The following is a 15,740-nucleotide window of genomic DNA, read 5'->3' as shown; positions in this document are numbered from 1 at the left end:
AGGGCTTCGCCCGCTCCCCCGGGCGGCGCGCTCGCCCGCCACCCGAAGGGGGTCACATGGGGAAGCGGCGGGGTCAGGCCCGGCGTCGCTGCCGGGACGGCCGGTGGCGGGCCCTGGACACGTCGTACACCCCCGGTACGTCCCTCATCGCCCGCATCAGGGCCGCGAGCCGGGCCACGTCGGGGAGGTGGAGGGTGTACGTGTGGCGGACCCGCTGTTCGCTCGGCGGTTCGACGGTCGCGGAGACGACGGCTGCCCCGGCGACGGCGATGGCCTCGGTGAGGTCGGCCAGGAGGCCGGGCCGCCCGAAGGACTCCGCGACCAGGGTGACCCTGCCCTGGGCGGTGTCGCCCCAGCGGACGGCGACGGGGTCGCGGCCCAGCCTGCGCATGGTGTCGACGGCCGCGCAGCCCGCGCGGTGGACGGTGACCGACCCGCCGCGCACCCGGAAGCCGGTGATCTCGTCCGGCGGTACGGGGGTGCAGCAGCCGGCCGGGCGGACGGGCGCGCTCGGCTCCCCCTCCAGGTCGGCGTGGAGCTCCGCGCCGGGCCGGCGGTCGGCGGTGACGGTGGCAGGCGGGCGCGGGCCGGTGGTGGCGGCCGGCGGTGCGGCGCTCTCCGGGTGCGCCTGGAGCCAGCGGGTGATCGCGATCCTGGCGGCGGGGGTACGGGCGTGGTCCAGCCACTCCGGGGACGGTCCGGACACGGTGTCCTGGGCGAGAAGCAGCTGGACGGTGTCGCCGTCTCCGAGGACGGTGCTCAGCGGCGCGAGGCGCCCGTTGACGCGGGCGCCGAGGCAGGCGTGCGCGGCCTCGCCGTGCTGCGCGTACGCGGCGTCCACGCAGCTGGCTCCGGCCGGCAGGCTGATCGTGCCGGGGGCGCTGCCGTCGGCCCGGAAGACGGTGATCTCGTCGTCCTCGGCGAGGTCGGCGCGGAGCGAGGTCCAGAAGGTGTCGGGGTCGGGGGCGGACTGCTGCCAGTCGAGCAGCCGGGAGAGCCAGCCGGGTCGAGTGGGATCGACACGCTCACCGTCCTCGGCCGGGGAGGCGGCAGCGGGGGCGCCGCGCTGGGGGGCGGTGGGGTGCTGCGGCGGAAGGGAGGCGGGGGGCCGGTGGGAGGTGTCGGGGTGGTGGGTGGTGGCGGGGCCGGTGTGGTCGGCGGGGCCACGGCCATCGGCGGTGCCGGGGAGGGGGGTGGTGCCAGGGCCGGGGCGGTCGGCGGAGCCGGGGCGGTCGGCGGAGCCGGGGTGGGGCGTGGCGTCTGGCCGGTCGGCGGTGCCGGGCCGGTCCGTGGCGCCGGGCTCACGCGTGCGGGCGGGCTGATGCCAGGCGCTCGAACGGTCGGAGGTTCCGGCACCCCGGGTGGTGGCGGGCGATTCGGCGGAGTCTGACTCGGTGGCAACGCCGGGCCGCGCTGCCGGACCCGGCCCGGTGGCAGCGGCAGGACGGTCGGCCAGGCCGGGCCCGGCGGCAGAGGCGGACGTGTCGGCCCGGTCGCGTGCGGCGGTCGTATCAGGGCTTACGGCCGTGCCGGTACCCACCGCCCCGCCGGTGCCCCCTGCCGTGCCGGTACCCACCGCCGTGCCTGGCCCGTCGGTCGCGTGCAGACCAGCGGCGGTATCGGGCTGAGGGGTCGCGCCAGGCCGGTCTGCCGTGCCGGCCGGGGTGTCGGACCCGTCGGTCGTGGTGGTCGGCCCGGCGGTCGCGTCCAGGGCGATGCCGCCCGGCTGCGCGCCGGTCTCCTGACCGACATGGGGATTGCCGAGGGCGACGACCCCCGCCTCCGCGACCTTGTGCATCCGGTGCGTCCGGATGAGGACCTCGGCGACGGCTCCGTCCGGGGCGGCGATCGCGGTGTGCAGAGACTGGTAGAGGTTGAACTTGGGGGCGGCGATGAAGTCCTTGAACTCGGAGATCACCGGGGTGAAGCACGTGTGGAGCTCGCCGAGGACCGCGTAGCAGTCCGCGTCCTCGGCGACGAGGACGAGGAGCCGTCCGAAGTCGCAGCCGCGTAGCTCGCCCCGCTTGAGGCGGACCCGATGGACGGACACGAAGTGCCGTGGCCGGACGCCGACTTCGGCTCCGATGCCCGCCTCGCGCAGGATCGCGGACACCTGTTCCGCGACGGCGCCCAGCGCATCACCGGCGTGCGGGTTGTCGGCGATGAGCGCCCGGGTGGTCTCGTACTCCTCGGGGTGGAGGATGGCGAAGACGAGATCCTCCAGCTCGCTCTTGAGGGCCTGGACCCCGAGCCGTTCGGCGAGCGGGATGAGGACGTCGCGGGTGACCTTGGCGATCCTGGCCTGTTTCTCGGGCCGCATGACCCCGAGGGTTCGCATGTTGTGCAGCCGGTCGGCCAGTTTGATCGACATCACCCGGACGTCGTTGCCGGTGGCGACCAGCATCTTGCGGAAGGTCTCGGGTTCGGCGGCGGCGCCGTAGTCGATCTTCTCCACCTTGGTGACGCCGTCGACGAGGTAGGCGACCTCGGCACCGAACTCCCGGCGCACCTGATCGAGCGTCACCTCGGTGTCCTCGACGGTGTCGTGGAGGAGGGAAGCGGTCAAGGTGGTGGTCTCCGCGCCGAGTTCGGCGAGGATCAGGGTCACCGCGAGCGGGTGGGTGATGTACGGCTCGCCGCTCTTGCGGAACTGGCCCCGGTGCGAGGACTCGGCGAGGACGTACGCCCGGCGCAGCACCGTGAGGTCGGCCTCGGGATGGTGGGCGCGATGGGCCTCGGCGACATGGCTGATGGCGTCGGGCAGCCGGTCACGGGACGCGGGTCCGGCGGTGGCGCCGAGCAGTGCGGCCCGGCCGAGCCGGCGCAGTTCGATCCTGGCGCGTCCGCGTCTGCGGACGGTCGCATCGGTGACGGCGGCTTCCGCCGCGCTCACAGGGTTGGTGGCCTCTGCGCTCATGGGGTACCTCCGGCGACGTCGACCGGCGGTGGGCGGGCCAGGCGTGCCCCGGGGGCCGGTGCTTGATGCTACCGACCCCACCACGTGGCGCAGTCGCGCTCTCGCTCAGCGTGAAACGGATCACCCATTCGAGCGACGAAACAGTCGTTGACTGTTTCGATTCCGGCGATTCCCGCGGCTCGGTCCGCGCCGATTCCTACGGCTCGGCTAGAGCCAGGCCGGGTCGACGGTCCCCTCGGCGACGATCACCGCGGGACCCGTCATGTCGATGCCGCCGTCGGGGTGCTCGGTGATGACCAGGGTCCCGCCGAGGACGTCGACGGTGTACGTCACGGGGGTGCCGCTCTCGGCGGGGTCGGCGCCGTCCCGGCGGGCGGCGGCGACGGCCACGGCGCACGCTCCCGTGCCGCAGGAGCGCGTCTCGGCGGCGCCGCGCTCATGGACCCGCATGGCCACGTGACGGGGACCGCGGTCGGCGACGAACTCGATGTTCACCCCGTCCGGGTAGACCCCGGCGGGCTCGTACGGCGGCTCGGCGAAAAGGCTGCCGGCGTGGTCGAGGTCCTCGACGAACGCGACCGCGTGCGGATTGCCCATGTTCACGTTCCGCGCGGGCCAGCTGCGGCCGTCGACGGTGACGGTGACCCCGTCCTCGGGGAGGACCGCGCGGCCCATGGCGACGGTGACCGAGCCGTCCTTGTCGAGGTGGACGCGCTTGACCCCGCCGCGGGTGGCGACGGCCACCTCGCCCGCGGTGACGTGCCCGGCGTGCTCCAGGTAGCGGGCGAAGACGCGGACCCCGTTCCCGCACATCTCGGCGACCGATCCGTCGGCGTTCCGATAGTCCATGAACCACTCGGCCTCGTCGGCCAGGTGCCGCGCCTCGGGGTGGGCGGCGCTGCGCACGACGTGCAGGAGCCCGTCGCCGCCGATGCCGGCCCGCCGGTCACAGAGCCGCGCGACGGCCGCGGGCGGCAGGTCGACGGCGTTCTCCGCGTCGGGGATGATCACGAAGTCGTTCTCGGTGCCGTGGCCCTTGAGGAAGGGGAGGGGCGAGGTCCGCGTGCTGGTCACGAGATCAACTGTACGGGGTGGCCCCGGCAGCCGGCTCGGTCGTGCGCTCAGCGCAGGCGGGCGACGCGCCAGACCGCGAGGGCGACCAGGGCCGCGGTCGTCGACACGTACAGCGCGAGGAATCGCCAGTCCGGGCGCTCGCCCGAACCGCGCTGCGGGAGCCCCGGCCAGGTGTAGCCGACCTTGCGGGCGGCCATCATGCCCCAGCCCGCCGCGCACGAGCTGATCAGGAGTCCGAGCATGGCGAGGACGGCACCGCCGTCCCCCGAACCGAAGGCGAGCGGGAAGGCGAACATCAGCGAGCCGACGGCGGCCAGGCCCACGATCGGGGCGAGCTGCCAGATCCGCAGCCGGCGCTGGGGCCGAAGCTCGACCTCGACCTCGACGGCGTCCACCTCGACGGCGGTGCCCGCCACGTCGTCCGGGCCGTCCGGGGTCAGTCCCGCGGCGCCGAGCGGAAGGGCGTCGGCGTCCGCCGGACGACGACCCAGCGGGTCAGCCGTCGGGTCACCGAGGACCGCGTCGTGCTGTTCTCTGTCGCGAGGGCCGGCCTCCATCGCCACGCGCCCTCCCCACTCGGACTCCACTTGGTCGATCGATGCTCGATGATGGCACGCTCCCGACCGCCGGGATGACGGGCAGGGCGTCCCGATGCCATCACGTGATCAGGCTGTAACCGCTCGTTCGACCAACGACAGCGCCTCTCCGGGGAGTTCCCCCCGGTGCTCGGCGGCTCCGCTGAGCCAGTGGACGCGCGGGTCGCGGCGGAACCACGAGTCCTGTCGGCGGGCGAAGCGCTTCGTCGCGCGCACGGTCTCCGCGCGTGCCTCGTCCTCGGTGCACTCCCCCGCGAGCGCCGCGAGGACCTGCTGGTAGCCGAGGGCACGGGCGGCCGTGCGCCCCTCGCGCAGCCCCCGGGCCTCCAGGGCGCGGACCTCGTCGACGAGGCCGGCCTCCCACATCCGGTCCACGCGGGTGGTGATCCGCTCGTCAAGCTCCGGGCGGGCCACGTCGACGCCGATCTGGACGGTGTCGTAGACGGAGTCGGGCCCCGGCAGGTTGGCGGTGAAGGGCTTGCCGGTGATCTCGATCACCTCCAGCGCCCGGACGATACGGCGCCCGTTGCTGGGCAGGATCGCGCGGGCCGCCTCGGGGTCGGCGTCGGCGAGGCGGGCGTGCAGGACGCCGGAGCCGCGCTCTTCGAGCTCCGCCTCGAGGCGGGCCCGGACGGCGGGGTCGGTGCCGGGGAACTCCAGGGCGTCGACGGCGCCCCGTACGTACAGACCGGAACCGCCGACGAGGACGGGGGTGCGGCCGGCGGCGAGCAGCCGGTCGATCTCGGCGCGGGCGAGCCGCTGGTACTCGGCGACGCTGGCGGCCTCGGTCACCTCCCAGATGTCGAGGAGGTGGTGCGGGACACCGCCGCGTTCCTCGGGCGTCAGCTTGGCTGTCCCGATGTCCATCCCCCGGTAGAGCTGCATCGAGTCTGCGTTGACGACCTCGCCCCCGAGCTGCTGAGCCAGGAATACACCCAGATCGGACTTTCCGGCCGCTGTGGGGCCGACGACGGCGATGACCCGCGGGGCGGGAGCTGCGCTTTTCACTGCCCCAGTCTCGCAAACATCCCGGCCCGTCCCCGAATGAGCGACGTGACGGGCCCCATCCGGCTTCGTTGCCTGTTGCGAGGTTCCGGCCGCCGATCGCCACGGAACCCCTCCCATCCGAGTACGCTATGGAGTGAATATGGGCGTTTTTGCAATGTTTCGCCGTAAGAAGAAGGATGCGGCAGCGGTGTCCCCGGAGTCGGAGGAAGCCGGGGCCGTCGTTCCGGCGGAGGACGGCGACGCGGAGTCCGGGACCGACGCTCCGGAGGCCGTGGCCGGGACCGGGACGGTGGAAACCGTGGAAGCCGATGACTCGGTCGCGGACGAGTCCGTGAGTGCGGGCCGGACGGAGGACACGGACGGCGTCGAAGCGGACGGGACGGTGGCCGGAGAGGCCGCCGCCGAGGCCGTGGACATCCCGAAGCAGCAGTCGGCCGAGGCCGCCGCGGACAACGAGGCGGGCGAAGGCGCCCGTCGCTAGGCCCCCGGGGGTCCTGGGGGCAGGACACGGAACACGGACCCCCGAGGGTCCGCGGAGGGAAGGTTCCCATGGGTCTCCTGGATTCGCTCAAGGCCAAGCTCGGCCCCGCCAAGGACAAGGTCGCGGACCTCGCGCAGCAGCACGGCGAGAAGATCAACCACGGCCTGGACAAGGCGGCGAGGATGGTCGACGAGAAGACCAAGGGCAAGTACAGCGGCAAGATCCAGTCCGGCACGGGCAAGGCCAAGGAAGCGCTGGACCGAATCGGTCACAAGGACGGCGCCACACCTGGAACCGGCACCGCACCCGGCCAGGGCGGCACGCCCGGAACCGGCACCACACCCGGACACGGCGCCACACCCGGAACCGGCGGGACGACGGGCTACGACGGTACGCCGGGCGGCGGCACGCCCGGGACCGCCGGTCCCGGCACCGGCGGTACGACACCGCCGCCGGCCGTCTGACGTCCGGCGCCACCCGACGGTCCCTCCGCACGGCGGACGGCCGCGGAGCATCTCGCTCCGCGGCCGTCCGCCGTTCGCCGTCCGCTGTACGCGCCGCCGTCGGTCGCTCTCGTCGGCCTCGGGCGCTTCCGGAGCCGTCAGTCGTCCTCGCGCCTTCGGTCGTTCCCGCGCCTTCGGTCGTTCCCGCGCCGCCAGTCGTTCCCGCGCCGTCGGTCGTTCTCATCTCGGTTCAGGACCAGGCCGCCACGAAGTACCCCACCCCGTACGGCGCGTCCTCGAAGAGCAGCCGTCCTTCCAGTCCCGCTCCCTCGGCCGCGCCCGCGAGGACCTGCCAGGGGGCGCGGCCGGCCGCCTTCAGCGCGTGGGCGAGTTCCGGGTCCAGGGCGAGCAGCGCGGTCACGTCGGCCGTGCCGAGCGCACGGGCCGCCTGCGCGTCGAAGCCGGCGGCCCGCTCGTCGAGGTAACCGGGGGCCTTCACGGTCCGGCAGGCGCTGCCGTCCCCCATCACCAGGAGGGCGACGCGTGGGGCGGAGGCGGCGAGCTCTCGGCCGATGCCGGAGCAGACGTCGGGCTTGGCGCCCTCGTCGACGCCCAGGCCCTCGATCGGCGCGCCGGCCCAGCCGGACCGGCCGAGGAGCCAGGCTCCGACGGCGAGGGCGGAGGGGAGGACTCGGTCGTCGGCGGGCGCGCCACCGGTCGCCGGGCCGTCCTCCGTCGGGCTCTCGCCGAGCCGTACCGCGAGGTCGACGCCGAAACCGGCGAAGGTGCCCGCCGAACCGGCCGCGAAGACACCGCCCTCAGGGGCAGGGCCGACGACGTACAGCCGGTCGGGGCGGGCGGCGGCGAGCAGCCCGACGGCGTCCGTGCAGGCCGCCCGCGCGGCGTCCAGCTCGGGGGCGGCGCCGGTCGCGACCTCGGGCACGAGGAGCGGCGGGCAGGGGCAGACGGCGGCGGCGACAAGCATGATCCAGAGCCTACTGCGCGGTGCGGACGGTACCCGTGTTCCCCTGCGCGCGGGCCGTGGGGCACGGGCTCAGCCGGATGCGGCGCGGAGCCGCGCTCGTGTCAGTGGCTCGCGCAGGCCGGGACCTCGGCGGCGGGGAGCGGCTCCGGGACGCCGATCTTCGGCAGGCCGAGCAGGACGCCCGTCGGCTTCGCGGCCGTCTCGGCGGTGCGCCTCTCCCAGGCGTCACCGGCACGGGTGCGGCGTACCGACGCGACCGGGCCCTCGGCAAGCAGGTGGTGCGGGGCGGCGTACGTGATCTCGACGGTCACGACGTCGCCGGGGCGGACGTCCTCGTCCGGCTTGGTGAAGTGGACGAGCCGGTTGTCGGGTGCGCGGCCCGAGAGACGGTCCGTGGCGCCGTCCTTGCGGCCCTCGCCCTCGGCGACCATGACCTCGATGGTGCGGCCGACCTGCTTCTTGTTCTCCTCCCAGGAGATCTCCTCCTGGAGGGCGACGAGGCGCATGTAGCGCTCCTGCACGACCGCCTTGGGGATCTGGTTCTCCATGTCGGCCGCCGGGGTCCCGGGGCGCTTGGAGTACTGGAAGGTGAAGGCGTTCGCGAAGCGGGCCTCGCGGACGGTGTGCATCGTCTGCTCGAAGTCCTCCTCGGTCTCGCCGGGGAAGCCCACGATGATGTCGGTGGAGATGGCGGCGTGCGGGATGGACGCGCGGACCTTCTCCAGGATGCCGAGGAATCGCTCCTGCCGGTACGAGCGGCGCATCGCCCGGAGGATCGCGTCCGAACCGGACTGGAGCGGCATGTGCAGCTGCGGCATGACGTTCGGCGTCTCCGCCATCGCCGCGATCACGTCGTCGGTGAAGTCGCGGGGGTGCGGGGAGGTGAAGCGGACCCGCTCCAGGCCCTCGATCTGCCCGCAGGCGCGCAGCAGCTTGGAGAACGCCTCGCGGTCACCGAGGTCGGAGCCGTACGCGTTGACGTTCTGGCCGAGCAGGGTGATCTCGGAGACGCCTTCGGCGACCAGTGCCTCGATCTCGGCGAGGATGTCGCCGGGGCGCCGGTCCTCCTCCTTGCCGCGCAGGGCCGGGACGATACAGAAGGTGCAGGTGTTGTTGCAGCCGACGGAGATCGAGACCCAGGCGGCGTAGGCGGACTCGCGACGGGTCGGCAGCGTGGAGGGGAAGGCCTCCAGCGACTCGGCGATCTCGATCTGGGCCTCCTCCTGGACGCGGGCGCGCTCCAGGAGGACGGGCAGCTTGCCGATGTTGTGCGTGCCGAAGACGACGTCGACCCAGGGGGCCTTCGCGACGATGGTGTCCCGGTCCTTCTGGGCGAGGCAGCCGCCGACGGCGATCTGCATGCCGGGGCGCGTGGTCTTCATCGGGGCGAGCCGGCCGAGGTTGCCGTACAGCTTGTTGTCGGCGTTCTCGCGGACCGCGCAGGTGTTGAAGACGACGACGTCGGCGTCTCCGTCGGAGCCCTTGGGAGCCTTGACGTAACCCGCCTCTTCCAGCAGACCGGAGAGCCGCTCGGAGTCGTGGACGTTCATCTGGCACCCGTAGGTGCGGATCTCATAGGTCTTGGTGCCGTCAACGCTCACTGCGGTGCTCCGGTCGCTGCTGCTCGTCATGCGTCCAAGGGTAGGCGGTCCGGGGCGGGGCTCCTCCCGGGTCCGGGCGGGGCCACGGCGCCGCGCGGCCGTTCCGCCGTTCGAGGACGAGACACGGGGTACCCGACCTACGTCACCGTCGTCGCCCGCTTGGAGTCCCTCATGCCCCTCACGCCCCTGACGCCACTGGCACAGGCCCAGCAGCCCGCCGGCGGTATCGCCGGCTGGGTCGCCGACCTTGTCGACACGATGGGCGGCCCGGGAGCCGGTCTGGCCATCGCCCTGGAGAACCTCTTCCCGCCACTGCCCAGCGAGGTCATCCTGCCGTTGACCGGCTTCGCCGCGGGCCAGGGTGTGCTGAGCCTGGCCTCGGCACTGTTCTGGACGACGCTCGGCTCGGTCGTCGGCGCGGTCGCGCTCTACTGGATCGGGGTGCTCTTCGGGCGGGAGCGGATGCACCGGATCTGGGGCGGGCTGCCGCTGGTGAAGGCCTCGGACCTGGTCCGTACGGAGGAGTGGTTCGCCGAGCACGGCACCAAGGCGGTGTTCCTCGGCCGGATGGTGCCGGTCTTCCGGAGCCTGATCTCGGTGCCCGCCGGCGTCCAGCGGATGCCGATGCCCCTGTTCCTCATGCTCACCGCGCTCGGCAGCCTCATCTGGAACAGCGTCCTCGTCATGGCCGGCTACTGGCTGGGCGACCGGTGGGACGTCGTGGGGACCTATGTCGGTGTCCTGTCCAAGGTGATCGTCGTCCTCGTCGTCGTCGCCGTCGCGGCCTATGTGACGGTCCGGTTGCGCGGTCGCAGCCAGGACCGGCAGCAGCGCGACGCGTGACCCCCGGCCGACGAATCCACCGGGGCCCGGGTACTTCTCCGTCAGGAGAGGCCGCGCCAATCGGTGAGGACCTCGGCGGTGTGCTCGCCCGGGGAGCGGGGCGCGGCCGGGGGTTTCCGCGGGGGTGCGGTCGAAGCGGGGCGGGCCGGAGGGTGTCGCCGATCCGCACGAAGCCTCGCGGGTGGCGAACAGCTGGTGCTCGGCGGCCTCGGCGGCCTCGGCGGCCTCGGCGGCCGGTGAGGACCGGGGTCCCCCGGGCGTCCACGCCGTCGAAGACCTTCACCCAGTGGCCCCGGCCCCGGGTCGCCAAGGGGCCGGCGATCAGGGCGCGCAGCTCGGGCCGGGCCGCCGGGTCCGACCGGTCCGCCGCCTCCCCGCCGTGACGGGGGTGAGGCGACGGGTACCGGCGTCCGCCGGTCCGGCGCCGGCGAGCCTGGCCAGGGGCGGCGGGGACCTGGCAGGATCGTGGCATGCTCGCCTCCCTCTCCCGTGCCGTCCGCCGCCGCGTCCTGGTGGTCGCGGCCGCGCTGCTCGCGGTGTGCGGGGTGCTGGTGTGGTGGCTGATGCCCTTCGGGTCACCCGTGCCGAGCGGTTCGGTCACGTTCAGTACGGGCGTGCCCAGCGGCGTCTACCAGCGGTACGGGAAACTCCTCGACCAGGCTCTCGCCCAGGACCTGCCTGAGGTCTCGATAACGCTCAAGGACAGCGAGGGCTCCCAGCAGAACCTGGCCCGGGTCGCCTCGGGCGAGGCCGACTTCACCATCGCGACGGCCGACGCGGTGGCCCAGTACCAGCGCGAGCGCAGGCCCGGCTTCGAGCGGCTGCGCGGCTGCGCCCGCCTCTACGACGACTACGTGCAGCTCCTGGTGCGCAAGGGCTCCTCGGTGCAGAAGGTGCAGGACCTGCGGGGCCTGCGCGTCGGCGTCGGCCAGGACGGTTCCGGGGTACGCCTGATAGCGGACCGGGTCCTCGCGGCGGCGGGCCTCACCCCCGTACGTGACATCAAGGCGGTCTCGGCGGGCATCGACACCATGCCCGGGCTCCTGGAGCGGGGCGGGCTCGACGCGTTCTTCTGGTCGGGCGGACTGCCCACGCACGGGGTGCAGACGCTGTCCGAGCGCTTCGAGGTCCGGCTGCTCCCGCTGGACACGGCCCTGGTGGACCGGCTCCACGACGTGGGCTCTTCGACCCGCCACTACCGGTCGGCGGTGATCCCCGCGGACGCGTACGCCAAGGCGCAGGACGGCCAGCCGATCGAGACCCTCGCCGTGGCGAACCTCCTCGTCACCACGGAGGAGGCCGACGCGGACCTGGTGGAGGGCTTCACCCGTACGGTGATCAGGAGCCGGGACCGGATCGGCAGCAAGGTCCACCCGGCCCAGCTGGTGGACCTGCGGACCGCCGTCTACACGGACCCGCTCGCCCTCCACGACGGCGCCCGCCGCTACTACCGCTCGGTGAAGCCGTAGAGCCACGGGGCAGGGGCCTACCGGGCGAAGCCGTAGAGCCACGGGGCACGGGCCTACCGGGTGAAGCCGTCGAGCCACGGCGCAGAGGAGCCGGGAGCCCGGGGCCTACCGCTCGGCGAAGCCCCGCTCCGCCGCGTCCGGGGGCGCGTGCCGCGGGACGGTGACCGTCACCCGCAGCCCGTGCGGTTCGTTCGGGGCGAACGTGAGGCTTCCGCCGCCCGCCGTCAGCAGGACGCGCGTGATGGACAGGCCGAGCCCCGAGCCCCTGACGTTCTGGTGCCGTCCTGAACGCCAGAAGCGGTCACCGACGCGGGCCAGCTCGTCCTGCGTGAGGCCGGGTCCCTGGTCGGCGACGACGACGGAGACGCTCGCCCCGCCCGGGGTCACCGCGACCGTGACGGTGACCTCCTCCCCCGCCGGCGTGAACTTCAGCGCGTTGTCGATCACCGCGTCCAGGGCGCTGGAGAGGGCCACCGGGTCCGCCCAGGCCGTGACCGCGCCGCACTGCGCGGTCAGCAGGACGCCCTTGTCCTCGGCGACCGGCCGCCAGGACACGACCCGCTCGGCGGTGAGCGCGCCGACGTCGACGAGCCGCAGCTCGGCGGCCGCGTGTTCGGCGAGCGCCAGGTCGAGGAGGTCGTCGAGGACCTGGGCGAGGCGCTTGCCCTCGGTCCGTACGGAGGCGATCTCCTCGTTGCCCTCGGGGAGTTCGAGAGCCAGGAGTTCGATCCGCAGGAGCAGCGCGGCCAATGGGTTGCGCAGCTGGTGGGAGGCGTCGGCGACGAACGCCCGCTGCTGTTCGAGCGCTTCCTCGACGTTGTCGGCCATCTCGTTGAACGAGAGCGCGAGCCGCCGCAGTTCGGGGGGTCCGCCGGTCGCGGCGACACGGGAGTTCATCCGTCCGGTGGCGATGTCGTGGGTGACGGAGTCGAGGACGCGGACCGGGCGCAGGACCCAGCCGGTGAGGCGGAAGGCGGCGGCGACGGCGAGCAGCATGGCGGCGGACTCGCCCGCGAAGATGAGCAGCCAGCCGCGCAGGATGCGGGACCGGAGCTGTCCGGTGGGCGAGTCGGTGACGACGACGGCGACGACGTCACCGTCGCGGACGACCGGGGAGGCGATGGTGAGCCGTGCGTGGGGCTGCCAGGGCCACACCTGGGGCGGGTCGTGGCTGCGGCGGCCGAGGAGCGCCTCGCGGAAGGCGCGGCGGCCCTCCCCCTCGTACGGGACGACCCAGTCCTCGGGTGCGGCGGCCATGGAGCGGTTGTTCCGGTAGAAGACGCCGGCGCGGATGCCGTACACGTCGTGGTAGCTGGCGAGTTCACCGCCGAGGGTGGTCTGTCGCTCGTCGGCGCCGGGATTGGTCTCGCTGACGAACTGGGCGAGCGCGGCGAAGCGCGCGGCGTCGTCGAGCCGGTCGACGACGACCCGCTGCTGTTCCGACGCGGCGAGGCTGGCGGCGAGCGGGAAGCCGAGGGCGAGCAGGACGCCGGCCATCAGGATGATGAGCAGCGGAAGGAGGCGGGTGCGCACGGAGGGCCGTCCGGCGCTTACGCGGAGGGGGCGACCAGGCGGTAGCCGACGCCCCGCACGGTCTCGATCAGGGCGGGCATGCGCAGCTTGGAGCGCAGGGAGGCGACGTGGACCTCCAGGGTGCGGCCGGTGCCCTCCCAGCTGGTGCGCCAGACCTCGCTGATGATCTGCTCGCGGCGGAAGACGACTCCGGGGCGCTGGGCGAGGAGGGCGAGCAGGTCGAACTCCTTGCGGGTGAGGGGGACGCTCTCGCCGTCGACGCTCACCCGGCGGGTGGGGAGTTCGATGGTGACGGAGCCGAGCCGCAACTGCGTGCCGTCGGAGCCGGCGCCGGTCCCTCCCGTCTCCTCGGCGCCGGCGTGGCGCCGGCTGACCGCGTGGATCCGGGCGAGGAGCTCACCGGGGTCGTAGGGCTTCACGACGTAGTCGTCGGCGCCGAGGTTGAGCCCGTGGATCCGGGAGCGTACGTCGCCGCGCGCGGTCACCATGATCACCGGGGTGGTGGTGAGCTTCCGGATCCGGCCGCAGACCTGGTAGCCGTCCTGGTCGGGGAGGCCGAGGTCGAGCAGGATCACCCCGTAGGACGGGCGCTCGCCCTGCGCCGTGGGCAGGACGGCCTGGAGCGCCTCCTCGCCGTTGCGGGCGTGGGTGACGCTGAAGCCGTGCTTGGCGAGGATCGCGGAGAGGGCGGCGGCGACGTGGTCGTCGTCCTCGACGAGCAGCAGTCGCATACGTACCTCCTCCGTGGTGATCTGCCGATGGCGGCTCTCTGTGTACGAGTCTGTGTACCAGGTGGTACCTGGGCATGAACACCGATCTTCGGTGTCACAGTCAAGTGTCCCCCGGTGACGCCGCCGTTTCCGTTGTGCAGCCGGTACGGCCTGAGGCGCCCCCTTCACCCACTGTGTCGGGTTGCGGCCGGATCGTTATCCTCAATTTCCGCTCAGATGTGATGACGGTCATCACAGTGGGTCTCTAGTGTCCTCCCCAACCGAGGAGGACGGAGCAAGAGCCCGATGAGCGGAGAGTCTGTGTCCCAGCCAGTGCCCGGAGGGCCCGAGGACACCCCGCACGCCGCGGACGACCTGGTCGTCCTGTCCGGCGTGAACAAGCACTTCGGCGCGCTGCATGTCCTCCAGGACATCGACCTGACGATCAGCCGCGGCGAGGTCGTGGTCGTCATCGGACCCTCCGGGTCCGGCAAGTCGACGCTGTGCCGCACGATCAACCGGCTGGAGAGCATCGACTCCGGCTCCATCACCATCGACGGCAAGCCGCTGCCCGAGGAGGGCAAGGAGCTGGCCCGGCTGCGGTCCGACGTCGGCATGGTGTTCCAGTCTTTCAACCTCTTCGCGCACAAGACGGTGCTCGAGAACGTGATGCTGGGGCAGATCAAGGTCCGCAAGACGGAGAAGAAGGCCGCCGAGACGAAGGCCCGCGCCCTGCTCGACCGGGTCGGCGTCGGCACCCAGGCGGACAAGTACCCGGCTCAGCTCTCCGGTGGCCAGCAGCAGCGCGTGGCGATCGCCCGCGCGCTGGCGATGGACCCGAAGGTCATGCTCTTCGACGAGCCGACCTCGGCCCTCGACCCCGAGATGATCAACGAGGTCCTGGAGGTCATGCAGCAGCTGGCCCGGGACGGCATGACGATGGTGGTCGTCACCCACGAGATGGGGTTCGCGCGCTCCGCCGCCAACCGGGTCGTCTTCATGGCCGACGGACGGATCGTCGAGCGGGCGACGCCCGAGGAGTTCTTCAGCAACCCGCGCAGTGACCGCGCCAAGGACTTCCTCTCCAAGATCCTTCACCACTGAGTGAGTTCGGGCCTATTCTTCCCAACTCACGCCTAGTAAAGGGACATTCCTCCATGAAGCTTCGCACCACCTCCGCGGCCGCCGCGGCCGCCGTCGTCCTCGCCCTGACCGCCACGGCCTGCGGCGGCGGTTCGGACTCCGGCAGCAACGGTGACAAGATCAACATCGGCATCAAGTTCGACCAGCCCGGCCTGGGCCTGAAGACCCCGGACGGCAAGTACGCCGGCTTCGACGTGGACGTCGCCCGTTACGTCGCCAAGGAGCTCGGCTACGCCGAGGACAAGATCAACTGGAAGCAGGCGCCGAGCGCCGAGCGCGAGAACCTGATCAAGAACGGTGACGTCAAGTTCGTCGTCGCCAGCTACTCGATCAACGACAAGCGCAAGAAGGAGGTCGACTTCGCCGGCCCGTACTTCGTGACCCACCAGGACCTCCTGGTGCGTGCCGACGACGCCTCGATCACCAAGGTCGAGGACCTCAACGCCAAGAAGCTCTGCTCGGTCACCGGCTCGACCTCCGCGCAGAACGTCAAGGACAAGCTGGCCCCGAAGGCCGACCTCCAGCAGCTCGGCGGCTACTCCGAGTGCCTGACCGGCCTGGAGAACAAGGCCGTCGACGCCCTGACCACGGACGCCTCCATCCTCGCGGGCTACGCCGCCCAGAAGGAGCACCAGGGCAAGTTCAAGCTCGCCGGGCTTTCCATGAGCGACGAGAACTACGGCATCGGCCTCAAGAAGGGCGACGCCGAGCTCAAGGGCAAGATCAACAAGGCCCTGGAGAAGATGGTCTCCGACGGCAGCTGGGACAAGCTCGTCAAGCAGCACTTCGGCCCGTCGGGCTACAAGAACGACCCCGCGCCGAAGATCGTCGGCTGACCCGTCCCGCCCGGGTCCGTGACGGCCGCCCCGCTCGGGGCGGCCGTCACGGACCGGCACCGGCCGCTGCCCACGCACGGCCTCCACACCGACCGACCACC

The 15,740-nt window shown here is 72.6% G+C and carries 14 protein-coding genes; 6 read left to right on the top strand and 8 right to left on the bottom strand.

Translation table 11 applies throughout. From position 1 onward, the window contains the following. Positions 1-73 precede the first annotated feature (73 nt). The 4 genes from ABZ567_RS15010 to miaA all read right to left on the bottom strand — a co-directional run bounded on the left by ABZ567_RS15010 (position 74) and on the right by miaA (position 5,595). A complete protein-coding gene (locus ABZ567_RS15010) occupies positions 74-2,917 on the bottom strand; it encodes an HD domain-containing protein (protein WP_360788969.1) in 2,844 nt (947 codons plus the stop codon). Between the two features lie 207 nt (positions 2,918-3,124). Continuing rightward, entirely contained in the window at positions 3,125-3,991 is an 867-nt protein-coding gene (gene dapF / locus ABZ567_RS15005) for a diaminopimelate epimerase (RefSeq protein WP_360788966.1), read from the bottom strand. A 47-nt stretch (positions 3,992-4,038) separates the two neighbouring features. Then, positions 4,039-4,548: a hypothetical protein gene (locus ABZ567_RS15000; protein WP_360789829.1), complete on the bottom strand. Its 510-nt coding sequence runs from the start codon at positions 4,546-4,548 to the stop codon at positions 4,039-4,041. A gap of 108 nt (positions 4,549-4,656) precedes the next feature. After that, complete coding sequence (gene miaA, locus ABZ567_RS14995; RefSeq protein WP_360788963.1) at positions 4,657-5,595, bottom strand: tRNA (adenosine(37)-N6)-dimethylallyltransferase MiaA; 939 nt, start codon at positions 5,593-5,595, stop codon at positions 4,657-4,659. Positions 5,596-5,782: 187 nt separating this feature from the next. Between miaA and ABZ567_RS14990 the strand changes: the two genes are divergently transcribed. Together ABZ567_RS14990 and ABZ567_RS14985 are read left to right on the top strand one after the other, a co-directional pair. Continuing rightward, positions 5,783-6,076, top strand: coding sequence for a hypothetical protein (locus ABZ567_RS14990; RefSeq protein ID WP_360788960.1), 294 nt, complete (start codon positions 5,783-5,785; stop codon positions 6,074-6,076). 68 nt (positions 6,077-6,144) lie between these two features. Further along, a complete protein-coding gene (locus ABZ567_RS14985; protein ID WP_360788957.1) occupies positions 6,145-6,540 on the top strand; it encodes an antitoxin in 396 nt (131 codons plus the stop codon). 229 nt (positions 6,541-6,769) lie between these two features. On the opposite strand, the gene ABZ567_RS14980 is transcribed toward ABZ567_RS14985, so the two are convergent. Then, complete coding sequence (locus tag ABZ567_RS14980) at positions 6,770-7,504, bottom strand: class III extradiol dioxygenase subunit B-like domain-containing protein (protein WP_360788953.1); 735 nt, start codon at positions 7,502-7,504, stop codon at positions 6,770-6,772. 101 nt (positions 7,505-7,605) lie between these two features. Further along, positions 7,606-9,135 carry a tRNA (N6-isopentenyl adenosine(37)-C2)-methylthiotransferase MiaB gene (gene miaB / locus ABZ567_RS14975; RefSeq protein WP_360788950.1) on the bottom strand — a complete coding sequence of 510 codons (1,530 nt, stop codon included), beginning with the start codon at positions 9,133-9,135 and terminating at the stop codon, positions 7,606-7,608. Positions 9,136-9,276: 141 nt separating this feature from the next. On the opposite strand from miaB, the gene ABZ567_RS14970 reads away from it, so the two are divergent. Continuing rightward, positions 9,277-9,948, top strand: coding sequence for a DedA family protein (locus tag ABZ567_RS14970; RefSeq protein WP_360788947.1), 672 nt, complete (start codon positions 9,277-9,279; stop codon positions 9,946-9,948). Positions 9,949-10,418: 470 nt separating this feature from the next. After that, a complete protein-coding gene (locus ABZ567_RS14965) occupies positions 10,419-11,417 on the top strand; it encodes a TAXI family TRAP transporter solute-binding subunit (protein ID WP_360788945.1) in 999 nt (332 codons plus the stop codon). Positions 11,418-11,522: 105 nt separating this feature from the next. On the opposite strand, the gene ABZ567_RS14960 is transcribed toward ABZ567_RS14965, so the two are convergent. Next, positions 11,523-12,950 (bottom strand): HAMP domain-containing sensor histidine kinase, encoded by a 1,428-nt coding sequence (locus tag ABZ567_RS14960; protein ID WP_360788942.1) that lies wholly within the window; start codon positions 12,948-12,950, stop codon positions 11,523-11,525. 17 nt (positions 12,951-12,967) lie between these two features. Next, entirely contained in the window at positions 12,968-13,681 is a 714-nt protein-coding gene (locus ABZ567_RS14955) for a response regulator transcription factor (RefSeq protein ID WP_360788939.1), read from the bottom strand. Positions 13,682-13,966: 285 nt separating this feature from the next. On the opposite strand from ABZ567_RS14955, the gene ABZ567_RS14950 reads away from it, so the two are divergent. Continuing rightward, the gene (locus tag ABZ567_RS14950) at positions 13,967-14,764 is read left to right on the top strand and encodes an amino acid ABC transporter ATP-binding protein (protein WP_360788936.1); all 798 of its coding nucleotides are present in this window, start codon (positions 13,967-13,969) and stop codon (positions 14,762-14,764) included. 53 nt (positions 14,765-14,817) lie between these two features. Beyond that, the gene (locus tag ABZ567_RS14945) at positions 14,818-15,639 is read left to right on the top strand and encodes a glutamate ABC transporter substrate-binding protein (RefSeq protein ID WP_360788934.1); all 822 of its coding nucleotides are present in this window, start codon (positions 14,818-14,820) and stop codon (positions 15,637-15,639) included. Positions 15,640-15,740 lie beyond the last annotated feature (101 nt).

The organism is Streptomyces sp. NPDC016459, from assembly GCF_040632845.1.
Taxonomy (GTDB): Bacteria; Actinomycetota; Actinomycetes; order Streptomycetales; family Streptomycetaceae; genus Streptomyces.
The sequence above is the reverse complement of the archived record's forward strand: the minus strand, read 5'-3'. Positions and strand labels throughout refer to the sequence as shown.